The 20,434-nt window shown below is 59.6% G+C and carries 18 protein-coding genes; 10 read left to right on the top strand and 8 right to left on the bottom strand.

Going from position 1 to position 20,434, the window contains the following annotated elements; all coding sequences use genetic code 11:
- Window positions 1-18: 18 nt before the first annotated feature.
- Window positions 19-894, bottom strand: a complete 876-nt coding sequence (locus M0D66_RS02885) for a LysR family transcriptional regulator (protein ID WP_266208935.1) — start codon at window positions 892-894, stop codon at window positions 19-21.
- A gap of 651 nt (window positions 895-1,545) precedes the next feature.
- On the opposite strand from M0D66_RS02885, the gene M0D66_RS02880 reads away from it, so the two are divergent.
- Window positions 1,546-3,309, top strand: a complete 1,764-nt coding sequence (locus M0D66_RS02880; RefSeq protein WP_093636649.1) for a serine hydrolase — start codon at window positions 1,546-1,548, stop codon at window positions 3,307-3,309.
- Between the two features lie 105 nt (window positions 3,310-3,414).
- A complete protein-coding gene (locus M0D66_RS02875; protein WP_266208933.1) occupies window positions 3,415-3,825 on the top strand; it encodes a sugar ABC transporter ATPase in 411 nt (136 codons plus the stop codon).
- 37 nt (window positions 3,826-3,862) lie between these two features.
- Here the strand turns inward: M0D66_RS02875 and M0D66_RS02870 are convergent, their stop codons facing one another.
- Window positions 3,863-4,540, bottom strand: coding sequence for a hypothetical protein (locus tag M0D66_RS02870; RefSeq protein WP_266208932.1), 678 nt, complete (start codon window positions 4,538-4,540; stop codon window positions 3,863-3,865).
- A 162-nt stretch (window positions 4,541-4,702) separates the two neighbouring features.
- A complete protein-coding gene (locus M0D66_RS02865; RefSeq protein WP_200621752.1) occupies window positions 4,703-5,242 on the bottom strand; it encodes a hypothetical protein in 540 nt (179 codons plus the stop codon).
- Between the two features lie 267 nt (window positions 5,243-5,509).
- On the opposite strand from M0D66_RS02865, the gene M0D66_RS02860 reads away from it, so the two are divergent.
- Complete coding sequence (locus tag M0D66_RS02860; RefSeq protein WP_266208931.1) at window positions 5,510-7,450, top strand: SMP-30/gluconolaconase/LRE-like region family protein; 1,941 nt, start codon at window positions 5,510-5,512, stop codon at window positions 7,448-7,450.
- A 26-nt stretch (window positions 7,451-7,476) separates the two neighbouring features.
- Here the strand turns inward: M0D66_RS02860 and M0D66_RS02855 are convergent, their stop codons facing one another.
- Window positions 7,477-8,139, bottom strand: a complete 663-nt coding sequence (locus M0D66_RS02855; protein WP_266208930.1) for a glutathione S-transferase family protein — start codon at window positions 8,137-8,139, stop codon at window positions 7,477-7,479.
- A gap of 107 nt (window positions 8,140-8,246) precedes the next feature.
- Here M0D66_RS02855 and M0D66_RS02850 point away from each other — a divergent pair, with 107 nt between their 5' ends.
- Window positions 8,247-9,224 carry a YafY family protein gene (locus tag M0D66_RS02850; protein ID WP_266208929.1) on the top strand — a complete coding sequence of 326 codons (978 nt, stop codon included), beginning with the start codon at window positions 8,247-8,249 and terminating at the stop codon, window positions 9,222-9,224.
- Between the two features lie 6 nt (window positions 9,225-9,230).
- On the opposite strand, the gene M0D66_RS02845 is transcribed toward M0D66_RS02850, so the two are convergent.
- Window positions 9,231-12,767, bottom strand: a complete 3,537-nt coding sequence (locus M0D66_RS02845) for an ABC transporter ATP-binding protein (RefSeq protein WP_266208928.1) — start codon at window positions 12,765-12,767, stop codon at window positions 9,231-9,233.
- 115 nt (window positions 12,768-12,882) lie between these two features.
- Between M0D66_RS02845 and M0D66_RS02840 the strand changes: the two genes are divergently transcribed.
- The 4 genes from M0D66_RS02840 (at window position 12,883) to M0D66_RS02825 (ending at window position 15,437) form a co-directional block, all read left to right on the top strand.
- Window positions 12,883-13,773, top strand: coding sequence for a LysR family transcriptional regulator (locus M0D66_RS02840; RefSeq protein ID WP_266208927.1), 891 nt, complete (start codon window positions 12,883-12,885; stop codon window positions 13,771-13,773).
- Window positions 13,774-13,928: 155 nt separating this feature from the next.
- Window positions 13,929-14,336 (top strand): ACT domain-containing protein, encoded by a 408-nt coding sequence (locus M0D66_RS02835; RefSeq protein WP_256457087.1) that lies wholly within the window; start codon window positions 13,929-13,931, stop codon window positions 14,334-14,336.
- A gap of 146 nt (window positions 14,337-14,482) precedes the next feature.
- A complete protein-coding gene (locus tag M0D66_RS02830; protein ID WP_093636678.1) occupies window positions 14,483-14,734 on the top strand; it encodes a hypothetical protein in 252 nt (83 codons plus the stop codon).
- Between the two features lie 193 nt (window positions 14,735-14,927).
- On the top strand, window positions 14,928-15,437 hold the full coding sequence (locus M0D66_RS02825; RefSeq protein ID WP_266208926.1) for a hypothetical protein: 510 nt from the start codon (window positions 14,928-14,930) through the stop codon (window positions 15,435-15,437).
- A 261-nt stretch (window positions 15,438-15,698) separates the two neighbouring features.
- Here the strand turns inward: M0D66_RS02825 and M0D66_RS02820 are convergent, their stop codons facing one another.
- Window positions 15,699-16,652, bottom strand: a complete 954-nt coding sequence (locus tag M0D66_RS02820) for a GNAT family N-acetyltransferase (protein ID WP_266208925.1) — start codon at window positions 16,650-16,652, stop codon at window positions 15,699-15,701.
- A 298-nt stretch (window positions 16,653-16,950) separates the two neighbouring features.
- Between M0D66_RS02820 and M0D66_RS02815 the strand changes: the two genes are divergently transcribed.
- Entirely contained in the window at window positions 16,951-17,757 is an 807-nt protein-coding gene (locus tag M0D66_RS02815) for a hypothetical protein (RefSeq protein ID WP_266208924.1), read from the top strand.
- Between the two features lie 72 nt (window positions 17,758-17,829).
- Here the strand turns inward: M0D66_RS02815 and M0D66_RS02810 are convergent, their stop codons facing one another.
- Window positions 17,830-18,804: a dienelactone hydrolase gene (locus M0D66_RS02810; protein ID WP_266209132.1), complete on the bottom strand. Its 975-nt coding sequence runs from the start codon at window positions 18,802-18,804 to the stop codon at window positions 17,830-17,832.
- 377 nt (window positions 18,805-19,181) lie between these two features.
- Here M0D66_RS02810 and M0D66_RS02805 point away from each other — a divergent pair, with 377 nt between their 5' ends.
- On the top strand, window positions 19,182-19,586 hold the full coding sequence (locus M0D66_RS02805) for a VOC family protein (protein ID WP_266208923.1): 405 nt from the start codon (window positions 19,182-19,184) through the stop codon (window positions 19,584-19,586).
- A 72-nt stretch (window positions 19,587-19,658) separates the two neighbouring features.
- Here M0D66_RS02805 and M0D66_RS02800 read toward each other — a convergent pair whose 3' ends face one another.
- Complete coding sequence (locus tag M0D66_RS02800; RefSeq protein ID WP_093636684.1) at window positions 19,659-20,366, bottom strand: hypothetical protein; 708 nt, start codon at window positions 20,364-20,366, stop codon at window positions 19,659-19,661.
- Window positions 20,367-20,434 lie beyond the last annotated feature (68 nt).

The raw sequence follows: 20,434 nt of genomic DNA, 5'->3' as shown, positions 1-20,434 counted from the left end.
TGTCGCCGAAAAGAAGAATCAGACACCTTTCAACGCAGCGCGCACAAACGCAACAAACCGTGAAGTAACCGGATTCTTCTGCGCATCCGCCCACACAAGTCCTACGCGCCACTTCGCGTGTTTTCCGCGAAGTGGCAGGACGGTAGCGTCCCGAAGAAGATGTTGCGCACGCGAGGGAACGAACGCGACGCCGACTCCAGCAGCGACAGATGCCAGGACAGACTGCACATCATCAGCCTGTTGAGTCACGTTTGGTACAAAGCCCTGTTCGCGACACCAGCTTTCGACTTGAGCAGCGAGGCCGGGCCCACGCGCACGCCGCAAGGCCAGAAAACCTATTTCATTTAGCTTGGCAAAATCGGAGGGAATACGCACGTGCTCAAGGCGTGGGGGCAACGCCAGCGCCAGTGTCTCCTCCATCACACGAAGCGACGAGAGGCCGTCGACCGAGGGCGCCCGCATAAAGCCCACATCCAGCTTCCCCGCCAGAAGGCGGCGCGTCTGCTCAGCGGAAGACAGGTCGCTCAACGCGACGGCAATGCCCGGATACTGCTGACGGAAGTCGGCAATGATTTGCGGCGCGATCGTCAGCACGGACAAACAAATGCCGATCCGCAAATGCCCACGCCTGCCGCTGCCGGCCTCCCGCGCACGCGCGAGAATCTCGTCCGCATCGTGGACGAGCGCTTGCGCATCGGGCAGGAAAATTTCCCCGAACCGCGTCAGCTCCGCGCCATGTCGACCCCGCTCGAACAGCTTCGCGCCTAGGCTAGCCTCTAGCGCGCCGACCTGTTTGCTCAACGCCGGCTGACTCATGTGCAGAGCGTCCGCCGCCCGCCCGAAATGACGCAGTTCGACGACCGACAAAAACGTTCTCAGTAGTTTGAGTTCCATTCCGGCTCGTTATCGTATCAATCAAATCATTCATTTTACTAATCGATGGTCGAGTCGTTCAATACGGGTATGTCCTTTCACACGAGATTACCCATGGCCTCGACGAGCCCTAAGTTTCATCCACACCGGCTGGGCCGCACAGAGGTCTCGGTTGACGATCGCGCCAGCGAACCTGAACCGGCGCCGGATCCTTTGATTGGTAGGAAGCGCGGCCCGCGTCGCCCTCGCTTCGCCGGCGTATCTTCGGCAGATGATCGCCAGGTTCAGACGGGCGCGATCGCCGTGAGCTTCGCCATCGTCTCTCGCAAACGGTGGCTGCGCTGAAAGAAATCAACCGCTCAGACTTCATCAGCTCACAGGATGTGAAAGGGCTTGACGAAACCACCTGCCGAGCGGCATCGGGGTTATGCCGAACGCATCTAAAGCGCTAAAAAACTCTGAAATGAACGGCGCGTCATCCTCCGAACGACCTACCGGTTCAACAATTTGAGTGACTGCCCGCCTGCTTTGACATATGAAAGTCATGTGTCAGGCAACTCTGCTTTACTTCCCCTTTCTGCTTTACGATCTCCATCGGTTTCATCCCGAATGCCTTAGAAAGCCGGAATAAACGTTTTCCGACGATCAACTTGCCGTTAAAGGACAAATTCGATGCTGAGAGAACTGGGTGATTTTGACGGTTTCATGGAGAAATTGATAAGCGACTGGAACGTGCCGGGCATCGGCGTAAGCATTGCCAAGGACGACGAGGTCGTGCTCTCGAAGGGCTATGGGTATCGCGACCATGCCAGCAAGCTGCCGTACACCGCGGCAACGTGGTTCCCAATTGCATCGAATACGAAGTTGTTTACGGCTGTGGCGGCGGGCCTCCTCGTCGATCGCGGCCTGCTCAGTTTTGATCGGCCGATCCGCGAATTCGTCCCCAGCCTGCGCTTTTATGACAAGGCGCTCGACGAGGCCGTCACGCTGCGCGATATGCTGAGTCATCGGACGGGCGTACCGCGGCACGACATGATCTGGTACGAGGCACGCCTCTCGCTGGCGGAATTGTTCGAGCGAATTCGTTTCATGAAGCCGACTGCGCCGCTGCGCTCGAAATTCATCTACAACAACATGATGTATGAGGCGGTTGGCCACATCATAGAATTGTTGAGCGGGAAGCGCTGGGACCACTTCGTGCGGGACGAGATACTTACGCCGCTTGGCATGACTGACACGGCATTCACCATAGCCGACATGCTCACGCGAGCAGAACCTGCGGTGCCGTTTCTGGAGAAGCGCGACAGCGATGAACTGTGGCAGCCGCCGTACATGGACGCCGACGAGTCGAGCCCCGCCGGCAGCATTGTCGCCACAATGGATGACATGTCCCGCTGGTTGCTGATGTTGATGAATAAAGGCCGGGTGGCCGGCAAGCAGGTGATTCCCGAGCGTATTCTCAAGGCAACGCTGGCACCAGGCGTTGCAGTTCCTGACGCGATGAATGAAGTTCTGGGATTCACGCCGGAACTGAATGGCATCTATGGCATGGGTCGACAAACGGCGTCGTACAGAGGGCACCTGTTAGCAAGTCACGGTGGAGATCTTCGCGCGTTCCATTCGCAAGTTTCGTATTTACCGAACGAGAAGATCGGCGTAAACGTCTTTGTTATCGGCGACCATTGCGCGATCCTGCGCAACGCCGTGGGCTACGAAATCTATGACCGTCTGCTGGGTCTGCCGCCAACGGACTGGACTCAGCGGCTTTTCGATTTCACCAGGCGGGCGAGGAACAGCCTTAGGGAAGCTCGCCAAAGGGTTGTGCCGAACCCCGTACCGAATACATGCCCGTCGCATGATCTGGCCGGCTATGTCGGTCGATACGAACACCCGGCGTATGGGCCATTGACGATCTCGCTCGAGAATAATCAGCTGCAGTTGGCATTCCGCCAGACCTGTCTTCCGCTGAACCATTTCCATTACGACCGTTTCGACACCCCCGATGACGAAGTCGACGGCGCATGGTCCGTCCTGTTCCAGACGAGTTCGCTGGGTGACATCGACCGGGCGGTGCTGTGGCTTGATCAGGCCGAGGCGATATTCAAGCGGACACCCGATACGGTGCCCCAGTCCGTCATCGACAAAATCACGGGCACCTACGTAACGGCGATTGGGATCAAAGCCGCGGTGCGGCTGAACCGTGAACAGAAGCTCACTCTGCGCTTTCCAAACGGGCCTACTGAAGTTCTGGTGCCGTTCAAAGACCTGCAGTTCCGCAGTTACCTGAGCCCGGAGACGACGTTCGAGTTTGTAATGGACGGTGATCGCGTCAAGGCGTTGCGGCACTGGGATGCGATTGCTGAGTTTGTCCTGACGCGTTCCGAGGATGACGACACGATCGACACAATGGAGGAAGACGAGGCGGCCGATGACTAGCGGCGCGCCCCATGCTGAGACGTCATGCTTCAGCCAGACGCGGACACCGCGCTATTCGGCAATCGATTTCCGGTCTAAGGGACTCACGACATAACGGATATCAGCATGAACAAACTGTTGCCCCCGACGATTGCCACGCTTGCCGGGTGCATGATCAGTTTCGGAACTGCCCACGGCGCCGACAGCAAGGATGCACCGCCATGCAGCGCGGCAAATGCCGCTCTACATGGCCCTTTTGTCCCGCATTTTTTCTTTCCGGACCAGCAAGGGAATCCTGTGAAGCCGACTACGTCAGTCCGCAGTTTTACAAGTCAGGGTTGCGCCGGCGCGGTTTTACAGGGCGAACAGGGCACCGCGCGGGTCGGCGGCGACACGATTGAACTGAAGGGCGGGATCGTCTATGTGAACGGTGTTTCCTATGGTGCCGTTACACCGGCGCAAACGGTCGAATACGACGTCACACCAGACAAACGCACATTAGTGGTGGACGGCAAAGTCCGTTCACCCGCGCGCTGACGCTCCAATTTCGATGGTTGACACAGCCGACGACGCGCTACTGTCTCACCGCGTAACGCACCAACTCAGTTGAGGTCGTCGCGGGTACGCCCTTTCCCGCCATGCGGCTTTGAAACTCCTCACGGACAATGCGCTTGACGGTTGGGGCATACCACAGTGTCTCCTCCATCGGTCCACCCCCAAAGCCAGATTGCGGCGTCCAGACTCCCGTCATCCTGATCTTGATCGCGGAGAACGAGCCGGCCCTTGTCTTGATCTCTTCCACACCTTGCACTTCGCACTGGGCGCGCCGCAGCACAGTCGTGCTCGCTTCGCCGGCGGCCTGGCAGTCCGCTTCGTAGCGCGTTCCGGCCCGCAGCGGAAAATGAAGCGCGATACCGCAGGCGTGCTGGGCGGCCGCGTTGGGAATCACGTTTGCTTCAGAGGTCAGCTCTACATGCCCGCTTCCGGACCCTATCTGAAGAGATGCACTCCCATCCGCATTGACGGACGTCACGGTTTGCGTGATGGTCCTACTCTTTCCTGACAGCAAGTCGGACCACACATAGGTCCAGTTGTCTCCGGTCCTGTAGTGCGGCGCATCCTGAGGCAGAAGGACGGAATCGGCCGCGCTGGCCGCCGAAGTGGTTGAAGCGGCAAACCCCGCCGCCAGCAGGCACGCGACCGCCCGCGAGCCAATACGCATGGAAGAGCGCTTGCTTTCGATTGCTTTCATGTCTACCCTTCATGTTGACGGATTCGGGTTGAACAGGCGCGAATCGAATTCGACCATTTGCAAAATCGACCGTTCCGAGACGAATGAAACGCGTCACATATCGGTAGAAATTTCGCCGTCCAAAAAGACGGCGTCTCGCGGTTACTGTCACTACCCGATGGGTTACTCCGAGAAGACGTACTTCCCATTCAATTTTTTAGGTGCAATGAAATTGAAATCAGGAAAGATCCGGGTTCTGACGTACCAGATGTAGGCGAACAACCCCACCCCGATCAGACAACCAATCAAGGTTGACATGGGATGTTCCGCAAAGTCCGTGAACTGCCTTGGCAATTGCGAAATCGCCAAAATCAGATAGGCGTTGTAGGCGCCGACATTGTTCTTCGTAAAACCCCAGACGAACAACAGGGAAATCGCCACAGCCACCGCCGCGACGATCAACCCCGCCACGGCAGATATCTCGCTGCCAACGGCGTATCCCGCCAACAAGCCAACAATGACCTGCAACCACGCGATGACCCGAACGGCAATCAGATGGCCGCGGTTTGCACGGCATCGTTCAGGATCTGCGTGCGCTGCGATGAAATAGGCAAGCAGACGATCCTTGACGCCTTGTCCCGTCAACCTGGTGAACACTTCGGATTTCGCAACGCCGTTCGATAGAAGCTGCACGACCTGCGCTTTGATTTCTTTTCGATTCATCGACTCCACCCCTATGTTTTTTGGTAACGGTCAAAACGCCCTGATTCATTCGCTATGCATAGCGATACGCCGGGACAAGGCGAAATATTACCTGTTGCGCGAGAAGGAGAGGGGAGATCAATTCACATCGGCATGCAAAGTCGTAGTGCGGCTTGTAAAGGCGCAATGCGTTGCGTATGGTCATACGTGGGTCACCGATCACGAATTTGAAATCTGACTGGCCGACTATTCACGTGAATGATCACTACGTTCTGGAGAGCATCAGTCATGATTGAGAAAAAACGAATTCATGCTGTGCTACTCGCCGCAGCGATCACCACGATTGCGACGATTGCGCCGGCGTGTCAGGCGGAAAACACCACCGACTGGCTGGCGAACACCTATGGCACCCTCGCAGCCCATGTGGGTAACACTGCGCGTTCCATGTGGGTCGCGCCGGAAGGCGTGATCTATACGGCCTCCATGTGGGATGAGTACGAGGGTGGCGTCGCTATCTACCAGGCTGGCAAGAGCCTCGGCTCGATGGGCGCGCATGGTGAGTTTCAGGGCAGTGCGATCACGGGCAACGCGACATCGATCTTCGTGGCACTGCAGCCCGGTGGGACGTACGGAAGCGGCGCGGTGGGACGATACAACCGCACCACCAAGGCTCGTGATCTATTGATTCAGATCAGCGCGTCGAACAATCAGCCTCGGGTCGACGTCGTCACTGGACTCGCCACGGCGGGCTCGCTCCTCTATGCGAGCGACTTCTATGGCAACCGCGTCCGGATCTTCACTACCGGCGGTGTCTGGCAGCGGGACATCAACATCACGGGCCCGGGTGCTCTCGCACTGGATGGCGCAGGCAATGTTTGGGTTGCGCAGAAAAGTGAGGGCTCGATTGTCGGGTTCAGTCCAACCGGCGCCCTGTTGAACACCATCCGTATGCCAAGTGGGTCGCTGCCATCGGCGCTCTATTTCGATGCGTCGTCGGGGCAGCTCATGGTCGGCGACGAAGGTCCCGATATGAATATCAAGCGCTACAAAGTTTCGGGCACACCGACGCTGGCCGGCACGTTCGGCATTCAGGGCGGTTATCTCGACACCACGACGGGAATCAAAGGGCAGGTTGGTGACAAGCGCTTCACACGCGTCGTTGGCATCGGCAAGGACACCGCAGGCAACCTCTATGTGCTCAACAACCCGTGGGGCGGAAGCTGGGACCTCGGCCGCGACGGCGGCACCGACATTCACTCCTACAACGGTTCTGGTCGTCTGCAGTGGAAGCTTCAGTCTCTCAACTTTGAGGGGATCGCCGCTCCGGACCCGGGTACCGACGGCGTCTATTTTTATGGCGGCACCAACATCTACACCGGCACCGCTGGGGGAACCTTCGTAGCGAACACTGTCGATCCGATCGCCTATCCATCCGATCCGCGCATCAACATCAACGATCGCTCACGAGATGAGCACTTCGGTCAACTTGCCACCGTCGGCGCCAACCGAATCCTTGTAGCGTCCGGCCAGAATCCCGATATCTACTACTTCTTCCACTTCAATGCTGCGAATGGCTACATTGCAATACCGGACGCCACGCTTCCCGGTCCGGCGTTCAAGACGACCGCATCGGTCAGGGACGGATTCTGCATCGACAGCAAAGGAGGCGTGTGGGCCGGCCTCGACAAGACTGGTTACATCTACCACTACCCGTTGATCGGCTTCGACGCTAGCGGCAAGCCAACATGGGGACCCGGTGTCCCTATTCGCATTCCCGATAGCATCAAGCCGTTGACGCGAATCGTCTACCTCGCGGACAGCGACACGATGATTCTCGGACAGGGCGTTGTTGGGGGGACGGACTGGACGGCGATAGGCACGCGGATCGAGGTGTATCACGGCTGGAGCGCGGGCAACACCACGACGCCTAATCCGGTGATCAAGCTCCCCCATGTCGGCGCCAAGTCGATTGACGCGGCCGGCAGCTATCTCTTCGTCGGCTACTGGTTCGGCACCGGACAAGCTTTGCCGAACATCGATGCGTTCAATCTCGCTACAGGCAATCTCGACGCCACGCTGGTCAACACCAATACCGGTAAAGTCGACGCCAGCAGTGCTATCGATTCGATGTACGGCGTCAGGGCATACCTTCGATCGACGGGTGAATACGTGGTGACGAAGAACAACGTTAAGGGGTCCAGTATTACTGTCTATCGGTGGACGCCCTGAATAGCACGAGGTTTTTCAACAGGCTGCTAGTTAAGTCCTTGAAGGAAATCGGGGACCGCGTTTTCAATCGAGGCAAGATATCCCGCCATAGCACCGGCAACTTTTCGTACGGCAGGACGTGCGGTCATCCGTTCACGCCAAGCCAGCAGGTTGGGCGTTTCTCCTGTCATCGGCGCGCCCTTGCGCGCGCCGAACAACTGCGCCATGTAAAACGCAATGTCGGCATAGGAATAGGTCTCGGCCAGAAATTCTCGATTCGCGAGAACTCGTTCCATGCGTCGATAATATTGCAACGCTTCGTTGCGCGCGGTCTGCGCCGCAGGATCATCCGGCGCATCTTCAAGACCCATCAGCCGGACAATGTGAGGGAAATAGATTTCATCGCTGCAGTGTTCGAGCTGACGCGCGATGGCGCGCGCCTTTGGATGCGCCGGCCATAAGGCGGGACTGGGCATCAGGTCCTCAAGATACTCGAATATTTGCGTGGAATCGAAAATCTCCAGGTTGCCGTCGATCAGTACCGGCACCTGATGCTTCGGATTGACGCGCAATACATCTGGATGTTTGGGGTTGTAACCGCGCAGCTGGTCAAACGGCGCCATCACCAGCTCGAAGTCGATGCCCTTCTCATGCGCCGCGATCTCGACCTTGGCGCCGAACATGCTCAGGGGTCCGGAAATTATTTTCATTTGTCTCTCTTCAATTGATTTGATGATCGAGCAGATTAGGGGTGTGGCAGATAATAAGTCCGTTAACATGACACCTTATGTCATGTATTTTTAGGTAGGTGTCGTTTATGAAAGCCAGCCGCCTTTTGTCGATCATGATGATGCTGCAAGCGCGCGGGCGTATGACCGCACCGGCTTTGGCTGAAGCACTGGAGGTTTCCGAGCGCACGATCTTGCGCGATATCGATCAGCTCTCCACTGCTGGCGTGCCCATTTGGGGGGATCGAGGTCGCAACGGGGGATTTCAATTGCGCGAGGGTTGGAGTACCGATCTCACAGGGCTCACGGAGCACGAAGCGCACGCGCTGTTTCTGGCAGGTTTGCCTGGGCCTGCGACAGAACTGGGCTTGGACGGCATGGCAAGCTCGGCGCGGCTAAAGATGATTGCCAGCCTGTCTCCAGACTCGCGCGAGCAGGCTGATCGTGTCGCCAGCCGACTGCACATTGACACGGTGGATTGGTACCGTGCGCAAGAAACGCCGTTATTTCTGCGTGAAGTCGCCAATGCCGTTTGGGGCTCGTACCGTATCGAAGTGAAGTACGAGAGTTGGCAAGGTTTATCCAGCCGCGAACTTGAACCGCTTGGTTTGGTGCTCAAGGGAGGTACCTGGTACCTGATTGCCAAGATGGTGGGCAAGCCCGGCGCACTGACCTTTCGGCTAGCGAATATTAATGAACTCAAGACCTCCCGCCGTCGTTTCAAGCGTCCTGCGCGATTTGATCTGGCGAAGCACTGGCGTGACGCCATGAACCGGTACGAGACTGATCTTTATCGGCTGACGGCACATATCGCCGTGTCGCCGCGCGGCGAGAACTGGTTGGCCAACGCACGTATTAAAACCGCTCCGGTTTTGCAGGGTGCAGGTAGTGCGGAGGTGCCATCAGGATGGAAAGAGTTTTTAATGCCCATCGAATCCATCGAGCACGGCGCGCGGAAGCTGCTGGAATACGGTTCAAATTTGAAAATCGTAGGGCCGCAGGAACTTAAGAATAAATTTATGGAAGAGTTGTCGCAGTTGAAAGCCCTCTATAAGAAGGGAGCATGAGATCCGCTACGCGGCAACCACGCCGGACTGATGCGCAACGAGGCGCGCATAGACTCCTCCGGCACTCAACAACGCGTCATGCGAGCCCGCCTCGATGACACGCCCGGCATCCATGACCAGAATCGTGTCGGCGTTCTGAACCGTTGAAAGACGGTGCGCGATGATGATCGAGGTGCGCTCCGCCATCAATTCGTCGAGCGCGGCGCGGATCTGTTGCTCGCTGATCGTGTCGAGATGCGAGGTCGCTTCATCCATGATCAGGATCGGCGCATCCTTAAGGAAGGCGCGTGCAATCGCCACCCGCTGACGCTGCCCGCCTGACAACTGCACGCCGCGTTCGCCGACCCGAGTGGCGAGGCCGTCCGGCAAACGGTCGACGAACTCGCTCAGCGCGGCCCGGTCCAGGGCGCGGCGGACATCTGCATCGGACACGTCGCGCCCGGCGAGGCGGATGTTTGCCTCCAGCGTGTCGTTGAATAGGTAGGTATCCTGCGCGACCAGCGCGATATGGTTGCGCAGGTCGGCGAGGCGCAGTCTGCGCAAATCGATGCCGCCCAGCTTGATCGCGCCTTGCTGCGGATCCCAGAAGCGCAGCAGCAGATTGGCGACCGTCGACTTGCCCGCGCCCGAGGCGCCGACCAGCGCCACGGTGCTGCCGGGACGCACGGCAAAGCTCACCCGGTCCAACGCCGGGGCGCTGCGGCCCGGGTAGGCGAAGCTCACCGAATGGAGCTGCACTTGCGGATTCGCGGGCACCGGCAGGTCGCCATCGGTCACCGGCTCGGCCTCCGCTTCGACGACATGCAACCGGCGCGTGGAGGCGATCGTATCGGCCAACTGGCGCGCCACCTGGCCAATCTCCGCAACGGGCATGAAGGCGGCGACGGCGACGAGCACCAGCAACGGCAGCCATTCGTGGGCAAACCAGCCGCGCGAGGCGAGCACCGCGCCCAGTAAGGCGACCGCAAGCCCCCCCAGGCCGGTCGCCACCTCGAGGGCGGCGCTCTGCCGCGACAGGTCGTCCAGCAGCGCCGAGCGCTGCTTCTGGTAAGCCGCTATATCGGCGAGGAATACGGCGCGGCGTCGCCCCGTTGCCTGGAAGGCGGCGAGTTCGGCGAGGCCCTGGATCGTCTCCGTGAGATGCGCGCCAAGCTGCCCCAATGCAGCGCGTGCGAGGCCGCCGAGACGGTCGATCTTGCTGCGTGCGAACACCGGCGTCAGACCGGCCCAGGCGAGGAAGGGCAGCAGCACCAGCGCGAGCGGCCAGGCCGCCCATGCCAGCAGCGCCAGCACGCTGGCGGGAATCAGCACCGCGACGAAAGCCGGGGCCACGGTATGCGCGTAGAAATACTCGACCGTCTCCACGTCCTGGGTGGCCAGCGCCACCAGGTCGCCGGAACGGCGGCGCAGCAGATAGGCAGGCGCGAGACGCTCGAGCTTGGCGAACAGGGCGATGCGCATTTCCGCCAGCAGGCGGTAAGCCATGTCATGGGCGAGCCAGGATTCCAGCCAGTGCAGCGTTGCCGCGACCGGGGCCGCGCACAACAGCCCGACGATCAACCCCAGGACCGGCCGTCCCGAGGCGACGCCGGCAACGATGAGCGCGCCCAGCACGCCGACTCCGACGAAGCTCAGCACCCGGCCGATGCCGCACAGCACGGTCAGCGTCAGCTTCATTCGCCATGGCCTGACGAAGCGCAACAAGGTGCGCAATGTATCGCCCCAGCCGATCGCGGCGGCGTCTTCGGAGAGCGGCCGCACTTGCGGCCCCGACGACACTGCCGCGGCGCGCGCCGGTTCGATTACCGCCGGGCGTTCGCCTGCTGCGGCGACCTGCGGTCCCATCAGGCGGCGATACGCGCCCGGACGGGCGATCAATTCGGCATGCGTGCCGCTCTCGACCACGCGTCCCTGTTCCAGCACGAGGATCCGGTCGGCGCCGATTACGCTCGATAGGCGGTGTGCCAGGATCAAGGTGGTGCGGCCTCGCATCAACCGGTCCAGCGCTTGCTGGATGACCGCTTCGTTCTCAGCATCGACGGCGGAGAGCGCTTCGTCCAGCACGAGGATCGGCGCGTCGCGCAGCAGTGCGCGGGCAATCGCGATGCGCTGACGCTGGCCGCCGGAGAGCGTGGCGCCGCGTTCGCCGATGCGCGTCGCATAACCATCGGGCAGCGCGCTAATAAAGTCGTGGATATTGGCCGCGCCGGCCGCGGCAACCATGTCGGCGTCGCTGGCGTCATGCCGGCCGAGCCGCAGATTGTCGGCGATCGTGCCGTCGAACAGCGTGGTGTCCTGCGCGACGATCGCGATCATGCCGCGCACCTGATCGGGGTCGAGCGTGCGGATATCGTGACCGCCAATGTTGATCGAACCGGCCTGCGCATCGTGCTGCCGCAACAGCAGGCGCAGGATGGTCGATTTCCCCGCGCCGCTCGGTCCGACGATCCCCACCGTCTCGCCGGCGGCAATCTCAAAGCTCAACCCGGCATGGGCGTCCGCGCGGCGGCCCGGATAGGCAAAACCGACGTTGTCGAACGCGATACTCGGTGTCAGGTCCGGCACGTGCGCCGCGCCGCCGGCCGGGGCGTCGCTGCGGGCTTCCAGCAGCGTATGGATGGCGTTCGCCGCCGACTGGCCGATCATGCCCTGATGCAGCACCGAGCGCAGATCGCGCAACGGCCGAAAGATCTCGGTGCCGGCCATCAGGATGATCAACAAGGCTTCCAGACTCATTTCGCCGTGCTGCACCCGCCATGCACCCACCGCAATCGCGGCCGCGGCGCCGAGCCCGGTGCCGAGGTCGGTGAAGAAGCGCGTTAGCAGACCCAGCGCGAGAACCCAGAAGGTGCTGCCGGACAGGGCTCGCGCACGTTCGGCAAGCTTGTGCGCGAAGGCGTCGCTCTGGCCGAAGGCCTTGAGCGTCGGCAGACCCTGCACCGCGTCGAGGAACTCTTCGCCGAACGCCTTGAACGCGGCCGCGCGGGCGATCGCCGCGTGCTTGTCGGCGTTGTGGACCAGCATCGGTAGCGCGAGCGTCGCGAGCGCGGCGACCAGCAGTACCGCGGCGGTCGGCACGTCCCACCATGCCAGCACGGCGAAGATCACCACCGGCGCGCAGGCGGCGATGATGAGCTGCGGCACGTAAGCGCCGAAGAAGGTCTGCAACTGCTCCACGCCGTCGATGACGGCAAGCATCACGCCGCCGGTCCGCTCGGCGCCGAACCAGGCGGGGCCAAGTTCGGCGATGCGGTCGAACAGGCGCGCGCGCAACACCGACTGAACGCGCCCCGCTGTGCCCTGCGCGAGGACGACCCGGCGATGGTCGAGCGCGGCCCGCAGCAACATGCAGGCGACCGTGCCGGCTGCGGCAAGCGCAATCTGATGCGGCGGCGCGCCTTCGAACGCCAGCGCGAGAACTCGACCGAGGAACACGAAGCGCAGAACGCCGAAGCCCATGGCGATCAGGCCCAGGGCTACTGCGCCGGCAACGCGCAGCCGCAGCCCCGCCATCATCATCCATAGCCTGCTGTCGAAATACATTCCTGCCTCCGGTCGGATTAGCGCCATATCGGCGTTATGCGACGTTACCTCGCGCGACAGGGACAGGCAAAAGATGGTTTTTCAAGGGGTGTTGAATATCCTACAATACCTCCCTATGTCCAATATCCCTCCACTCACAGCGTTGCGCGCCTTCGAGGCGGCGGTGCGGCTCGGCGGCTTCGCCCGCGCGGCGGCCGAGTTGAATGTCTCAACCAGCGCCGTGAGCCATCAGATCCGCGGGCTGGAAGAGTCGCTCGGCGCGCGCCTGTTGGAGCGCAGCACGGGCCTCGGCGGCATTCGCCTGACACCGGCCGGGGCCAGCCTGTTGCCGGCGGCGAGCGGCGCGCTTTCGCTGCTGGAAGAGGCCTGTGCGCAGATCAAAGGCGTCGCCAGACGGCTGACCGTGTCGGCAAATGTGTCGTTCTCGACGATGTGGCTCGCTCGCCGTCTTGCCGAGTTTTCCGCCAGCCATCCGGACACGCCATTGAACGCCATCATTCAGGATGGCGAACCAGATTTCGCAGGACACGCCATCGACCTCGCCGTCGTGCACGTACCTGAACGCGCGCTGCGTCCGGATGACGTCGTCCTTTTACGGGAGGATGTGTTTCCGGTGTGCAGTCCTGAGCTGCACCCATTCGCATCCAAGGCGGTTTGTCGTTGTCGCCTGCTTCAGGAGGTGCACGAGAATGCCCCTGAAATCGATTGGCGTAGCTGGTCGGGGGAGTTCGGTCTGCCGGACGATTTTGAAACGAAGATCGTCCGCTATAGCAGCTTCAGCCAGGTGATTGGTGCGGCAGTCGGAGGCGCTGGACTTGCGCTCGGACGCTCGCCGCTGATTGACCCGGAACTGCGCAGTGGGCGTCTGGTACGCCTCTTTCCTGTTCTGTCCCGACCGGCTTCCTGGCGCTTCGTCTTGCGTCGCGGGCCAACGCGCAGGCATCGAATGCTTGATACCTTGATCGAGTTTCTTCGCGCGGAGGCGACAGCGCACGGCGATGTTTAATCGGTACGCGCAGGTGGTGTGCTGCCCGAGACACCGCGTTGCGTGATGTCCTGACACAATCGATCGCCTGAACCTTTGTCCGGTGCGGTTTAAACGACGGCCCCTAAGCTAAACGAAGCCCGAGTGGCTCAGAACAATGCTGCACAGGAGATTACATGAACCCAGTTTCCGATCTTTCTGTTTTACTGAAAACCTTGGAGCCGGCGCTTAACCCGGGCGTGTTTGTGTTTGCTTCGGTCAAGGACGGTCATGCCATTGACCCAGCCGTCATCGTGGCGTCAATCCGGGAGCCGGAGGGCTTGTCGGTCATTATGAGTGAGACAGACGCGGCGATCAGCGGCTTGAATCCGTTGTTCAAATGTGCCTGGATTACGTTGACCGTGAATTCAGCCTTGGAGGCGGTCGGATTGACCGCAGCATTCGCCACTGCATTGGGGCGATCCGGCATCAGTTGTAACGTGGTAGCGGGCGCATACCACGATCATATTTTTGTTCCTCTCGAATCGGCACAGACGGCGATGCATGTACTTCATCAATTGCAGACGGATGGTGGCGTCGCGTAACAGCTAGCACATGGTGTTCAGTTTGTTCGAATAGAGAATCAAGAAAGTCACCGACGGACGCGAACCGGTCAGGAAGGGATACTCGACCTAGGTACATGGATCGTTGACGATTGGTATCGTGTTAAAACGAAGCAACGGAGCGTGCGATGAACAACTCGAAGAAGTTCGCTCTTATTGCCGTGGCATTCACGGCATTCGGTCTGTATAAACTGTTTGTGGTCTTTCAAGACATGCAAACTGGTTGCATCCAGTTCCAAACTCATCAGACATGCAGCTACGAAAATGCGGAGAATTTTCAAGGCTTGCTCGATCTCGAACTGATGTTCGCATGCGGTTGGGCTGCGGGTGCGGTGGTCTGTTGGATGGTCGCTGCACAGGCGAAAAAGAAGGAGCGTTAACTGCCTTTGGCGCTTGGCTGCCGGCAATACAGGAGGAAGGGCCTATGCCATAAGCCCCTTGTCTACGTTTGGCCCATCCGTTGGATATCGTGCCTTGAGGGCGCCCCATAGACTGGTCTCGTCCCGGGTGGTCCGGGGTGCATTGGGCCGCATGTCGCCCAATGCTTCACGTATGTCGATTGGGGCTCATATCATGTCAGAAATCCAACTCTTCGCATCGCGCAACGACTACTACAGTTCGCAAACCGAGGCCGGCGACCGCAGAATTCTTCGCCGTTATGGCTGGTGTGCGGCGGCCAGCGTGCTGTGGACGAAGAACGCGCTCGACCCTGCCGTCGCACCTAAGGACTCCAATCCGGACAAGTTGCGCACAGGCATCTTGCAAGTGAAGTACCGCTGGAACGTGGGAACCGAACGAGAGGCGACGCTCGACCTCCTGCAGCAGGCAGATCTGCAGGGTGCTCAGGTGGGCGATCAGGTGTCGCTCACGGCATTGTTCGGAATCGTCTTGGCCACACCAGGGGTGTACCTGATCACCAACGATACCCACGTGATGGCGGTGGACACGCGCGTCGGGCGGCTGGACTTCTACGACATCGAGGAGGGTCTGTTCCAATATAGCAGCACGGTTGAATTGGAACAGGGCATAAGGGCACGTTATCAGGATCCGCGTTGGGACGTTTACAGCGTCGCGCATCACTGAGTCGCCGGGAAACTCAAGCGGCCGTCACTCTTGTGCCGGCCTACGCACTTGCCTCAAATTTTTGTGGCTGGTGTGCGATCCGGGAGCGCTCGGCCACAATCCGCTGATCGATTGTCTCGTTCAATCGAAACCGCGGCAACCATGCAGAGGATCCGTCCTCGCTTCTTCCTGTGGAACTACCCGGCGGTGCTTACTATCGCCTCCCGCTGCGAGAGTCTCACCAGCAATTGGACCAGATGCTCAACGACTGATGCAAAAGAATCACCGGAGTACAGCTTGGGAGAACCGCTTAACAAGCGTTACTTTCGTATAAGCAAGACCAAACCCGGCCCGTTCAGTATTGCGAGCGCTAGTGTTGTAAGGCCGAGCGGTAATGCTCGCCATTGCGCAGCCCGCTTGCTGTGCTGCGGCCAGTCTCGCCCGGATTAGTGCGAGTTGAATTCCGCGACCACGATGGGCAGGATGCGTGCTGGCAATGTAGAGATGCGCGATTTTTCCCACGGGCGTTTCAATGACGCTCATGCCTCCGGTGCCCGCGAGAGAGCCGTTTAGCTTTGCTGCAAACAGCGTAGTATCCGTTCTCGCAACGGCGATCTTCGCCAGTGCTTCAAGTAGGATTGGCGATCGACGTACCGCCTGTATTTCAACCCCTGCAATCGAATGTGCCGCAAAGACGTCCTCGACGACAGCGCGATCGGTCACGATCTCGATCCCGTCAGGCGGCCGTGCTGTGAGATCCTCATCCAGAAGCATCCGGACGTAGGTGTTGCTGAATGCATTGGCCGCGTATCCACGCGCTGTCAGCACGGCGAGCGCAGTGTCATCTGCATGCGGGCAGAGATCGATCTCTACATCGAGCGCCCGCTCGTTATAAGCCGTTTCAAGCCGCTCCACAGCGTCCGCGCTGACCGGCGTACCCATACCAAGGCCCGTGACGTGATTCAGCTTTCTCCCGAAGACATTGTCAGTCAGCGCTGCAATACCTCCGCAAACCTCGAGCGTACGGATGTCCTTACGCTTCGTCAGTCCACGGTAAGCTTCGACTTGCAGCGCCAAATGCCGGGCCTCGGCATTCTCTAGTGCAAAGGCAACTTCAGGGCCGGTCAGAATCATGGAAATCACATTGGGACGTTTCGAAACCCAGAAATTTATCACCAATGCCGCACCAGCTTGACGGTCTTTTCTGACTGGATGATCTTCTGCGCAATCTCTCAAGATATCTTGCCGAGTGCCGTAAAGGATGATTAGACGCGCTTGCGTGTTCGAGCGCGGTTACGTGATTTTGATCTGCACATATCCCTAATCAATAACCATGAAATTTAGCGGCAGCTAATAAATTCGGGGAACATCGATGTCGTTGAGCTCTTTTCGCTGGACCGTCTTTCTCCTCGCGGTTCTGTCGGGATGCACTTCTATCTCCAGTACTTCCAGCCTCAACAGCCGGCCGTCTGCACCGGCATCAGTCGTGAGTGTTCGATACATTCAGAATTCGTTGCGAGCGACAAACTCACGCATGCCCGGCATCGCATATTCGCCGTCCGCACTACTTGAGAGAGATGGTTACTATGACCTCGGCAATGAGATAAGAGTCATCGCCCCGGAAGTTGCAAGTGACAGAGGCCTCGAAGCAGACGTCACCGTCTCGGACGCCGATATTCGGCGGAACAATCATACGAGTGGGGTTGGTGCGAATCCCTACGCTTCCCGGGAGAGCGGCAAGGAACTCGTGCTGTTTGTCAGCGGTGGGCGGTCAACGCAAAATTCGGCCGATGTCCAGTTTGTGTTCCACGCAATTTTTCGCGATACCCCGCCAGGCACCGAGTATTGGCATGCGGACTACCGGGTAAAGGTCAGTACGCTAACGCCATGGGATCCGGCATTTGATAGCGATACGGTGAGGAAACTCATCTCCAGAATCTTTGACGACCTTGAGAAGAATGGATTAGTCCTTGGAGCACGACAACAGTTTGCCACCGCGTCCCCGCAGCAGCCCGTGGTGACGCAGTCGCAGCCCGTCGTGCCAGAAGAAAAAACAACCATCCCCCAGGGCCCGGTCCCCTACATTGATACGCGAGGGCAGGATGGCTACCGTAAATGGTTAGCCGGTGGGTTGCATCGAGCGTTCGCGATATCGACCGACGGTCACTGGGGATATTCGGCGGATGCAGCTGAGGTTTCTGGTGATAAGCGGGCCGCAGAGCAGCGTGCAATTTCCATTTGCCAGATATTGGCGAAGACGGAATGTTTCATTTATGCGCTGGACAACCGTATCGTTTGGCATGCTGCCGATGGGAGTCCAGAGCCGTCAGCCAACCGTTGACGCGAATCTCGAAGGGCGACGATCAATGACCTTATGACTCGCGGTGTCGGCGCACGAAAGACGAGAAGTTTTCTATCGCAACCTTGCCTGGAAAAACTGCACCACATCTGCGTTGAATTGCTCATGGAACGCCGCGCGGTCGAAGCCCGGCAGGCTGTCGCAGACTTCTGGCTTCTTCCGGGACAGACCCGCGTCACAGGGTGGCAGGAAGTCGTAATGGCCTGCGTTGGCGACCACGTGATATTCGGGCGTTCGGGGCAGGTCGGCGCGTATGGCCTCATCGTAGTACGGGTGCGGCTGATGACGATCCTCGGCGGCGCGCCAGAGCTGGATCGGAGCGCGCACGCTGCTTAACCCTGCGCGGCCGAACGCGAAGCCGAACGCGGGCGCGGCGATGACCACAGCCTTGATGCGCGAGTCATGGACCCAGGCGCTTGCGGGAACATCCGCGCCGACATGCGGATCGACGCCGGCATGCTTCAGAGCAGCGCACAGATCATGATCAGCGTGTGCCTCGCAATATGGGGCGATCTCCGACAGGTCCGGGACCCCGCCTGCGGCCACGAGCACGGTGAAGCCGCCGTTGGAAAAGCCGAACGCGCCAATGCGGGCCGCGTCCAGCCGCCCGCGCCAACGCCACTCGTCGAGCATGTAGTCAACCAGCCGGCGAAGCTGGGCGGGACGGCGCCACAACTGCAAGACGCCGCTCTGGTCATCGAAAGTGTCGCCGGCGTGACTGACCGCCGCCACCACGAAGCCCGCGTGAGCCAAGGCGAGAGCCGTGTCGTAATGGCCGCCATACCACCCTGCGCCGCCATGCGACATCACCACCAGCGGCAGTTGTTGGCCGATGATCGGAGCGTCCGGCGCCACAATTTGGGTGAAATTGCCCAAGGCGTGCGGTGTCGCCGGCGCGTTAGTCGGGTACCAGATTCCGGCAGTTAGCGGCCGCTCCGCACCGTTCGATATCTTGACCTCCTCGAAGCCGACATCGGCGGCGAGGGCCGGCGCGGCAACAAGGGCCAAAAGGATGGCGATCATGGCCATCAATTTCACAGTTGTCTCCTTTGTTGTCGTCGCTCAGGCCGAATCCAGATGCAGATCGAGCTACGATAACTCATTCGTCCACTCGGCATCTGACAGTGATCGGTCATCATCGCGAACACGCCATTCGGCTGCCGGCACTAATCGACGCGCGTCGGGACGGCGGGCGAGCTTCCTGCATATTCGCATTGAATAGTCGTTAGCCGAAGATATCTCGAAGCTTTTGGGCGCGCTTCGACTTTCTGATATTGTTTTGAGCGTGCCACACACCACGCTGCGCGGCACCACGTGCGGACACCGCTCCGCCTAACGAGACCACGCATGCTGTCGATAAGCACCGCCTTGCAGGCTGCCTCTGGCTCATTCGATGGAGCGTCGATATGGAAACCACGTTGTCTTCGCCGCATGGCGTCAGTTTCGGAAGACTCGCACCAGGTCTCGGAGTTCAAGATATCAACCGGAGCCTCCAGTTCTACTGCGGTGTGCTTGGGTTTAACAAAGTGTTCGAAAACGGGAATCCGGTCGGGTTCGTCATTCTGAAGAAGGACAAAGCTGAACTGCATCTGTCGCAGAACAAGAACCATAAAGCATCGCTAAATAACGTAGCCCACCTCATGGTCGAAGACGCAACTGTCCTTTATGAGCACTGCACGACCCACAACGTTCGGATCATCAAGGCCTTGCGCGATGCTGACTTCGGGCTCAGGTGTTTCGTGCTGGCAGATCCTGATGGGAATCGCATCGATATTGGCCAGGTTCTCCCAAACCCCGGGGGCACGGCCTGATCGCTGCAGATGAACGCATGACTGGTGGAAAAGCGGTGGATGCGCGATTGACGTGACGACGTCGATCGCGCATTACGCCTGCACGTCGATCAACACACCGAGCGGCCGCCATTGAACCCCCTTCGTCTCGTCTGACAATCCGTCGAGCACCGCAACTAGCGAGACTTTCGCGTTCGCATCCTGCGCGAGCGTCGTGACGTGATCCCGTAACGCCTGATTCAATTGTCCGATTGCGGCTGTCATCGGGTCGCCTGACTCTGTGACGGCGCTCGGTGTGTTTTCGAAATCGTCGATATCGAAATCCCATTCGTCCGTATCGTTATCGTCGTCGCTTACTACCGTGCGGGACGTCTTCGCCAGATCGGCAATCTGAGCGCCGAGATCGCGATAGCCGCTTACGGCCGAACTGGATGGCTGGATATCTGTTGCGGGGGAAAGCGCGTCTTTCGTTTCCTTACCCGACGTGCTCAGGCCGTTAGCCACGGCAATTGACCGCTGCAGCTCGAGCGCCTGATAGAGCGCCGCGACCAGTGACGTGCTCGAGGCACTCACACGCCTGTGCAACAAGGCGTCGGAGTCGTCGTTGGTGCTGTCGCTGATGGCTAAGCCCGTTGATGCATCGATGCCGAGCCGCGTCAACGTCTGCTTGAGTGCTGTTATCAGTGCATCGTTGCTGCGGTCGGACGTGCTGGCTGTCGACGATGCATCCTTTGATGGAGGAGGCTCGGGTGGTGGCGGTGTGGTGACTGACGTGTTCGTGTTGATCGGATCAGGCGACATGGGCTGACGCTTCCTTTGTCCCGCGCTTGGCGAGACGGTCGAAAATCGAATGCACGGTAGCGACGTGC

This window comes from Paraburkholderia sp. SECH2, assembly GCF_030464795.1.
Lineage (GTDB): Bacteria > Pseudomonadota > Gammaproteobacteria > Burkholderiales > Burkholderiaceae > Paraburkholderia > Paraburkholderia aspalathi.
This window is presented reverse-complemented; position numbering and strand designations above follow the sequence as displayed.

Coding starts and splice junctions, on each gene's coding strand:
- M0D66_RS02885 (WP_266208935.1), bottom strand. CDS start 894: ATGGAACTCAAACTACTGAGAACGTTTTTGTCGGTCGTCGAACTGCGT.
- M0D66_RS02880 (WP_093636649.1), top strand. CDS start 1,546: ATGCTGAGAGAACTGGGTGATTTTGACGGTTTCATGGAGAAATTGATA.
- M0D66_RS02875 (WP_266208933.1), top strand. CDS start 3,415: ATGAACAAACTGTTGCCCCCGACGATTGCCACGCTTGCCGGGTGCATG.
- M0D66_RS02870 (WP_266208932.1), bottom strand. CDS start 4,540: ATGAAAGCAATCGAAAGCAAGCGCTCTTCCATGCGTATTGGCTCGCGG.
- M0D66_RS02865 (WP_200621752.1), bottom strand. CDS start 5,242: ATGAATCGAAAAGAAATCAAAGCGCAGGTCGTGCAGCTTCTATCGAAC.
- M0D66_RS02860 (WP_266208931.1), top strand. CDS start 5,510: ATGATTGAGAAAAAACGAATTCATGCTGTGCTACTCGCCGCAGCGATC.
- M0D66_RS02855 (WP_266208930.1), bottom strand. CDS start 8,139: ATGAAAATAATTTCCGGACCCCTGAGCATGTTCGGCGCCAAGGTCGAG.
- M0D66_RS02850 (WP_266208929.1), top strand. CDS start 8,247: ATGAAAGCCAGCCGCCTTTTGTCGATCATGATGATGCTGCAAGCGCGC.
- M0D66_RS02845 (WP_266208928.1), bottom strand. CDS start 12,767: ATGTATTTCGACAGCAGGCTATGGATGATGATGGCGGGGCTGCGGCTG.
- M0D66_RS02840 (WP_266208927.1), top strand. CDS start 12,883: ATGTCCAATATCCCTCCACTCACAGCGTTGCGCGCCTTCGAGGCGGCG.
- M0D66_RS02835 (WP_256457087.1), top strand. CDS start 13,929: ATGAACCCAGTTTCCGATCTTTCTGTTTTACTGAAAACCTTGGAGCCG.
- M0D66_RS02830 (WP_093636678.1), top strand. CDS start 14,483: ATGAACAACTCGAAGAAGTTCGCTCTTATTGCCGTGGCATTCACGGCA.
- M0D66_RS02825 (WP_266208926.1), top strand. CDS start 14,928: ATGTCAGAAATCCAACTCTTCGCATCGCGCAACGACTACTACAGTTCG.
- M0D66_RS02815 (WP_266208924.1), top strand. CDS start 16,951: ATGCCCGGCATCGCATATTCGCCGTCCGCACTACTTGAGAGAGATGGT.
- M0D66_RS02810 (WP_266209132.1), bottom strand. CDS start 18,804: ATGGCCATGATCGCCATCCTTTTGGCCCTTGTTGCCGCGCCGGCCCTC.
- M0D66_RS02805 (WP_266208923.1), top strand. CDS start 19,182: ATGGAAACCACGTTGTCTTCGCCGCATGGCGTCAGTTTCGGAAGACTC.
- M0D66_RS02800 (WP_093636684.1), bottom strand. CDS start 20,366: ATGTCGCCTGATCCGATCAACACGAACACGTCAGTCACCACACCGCCA.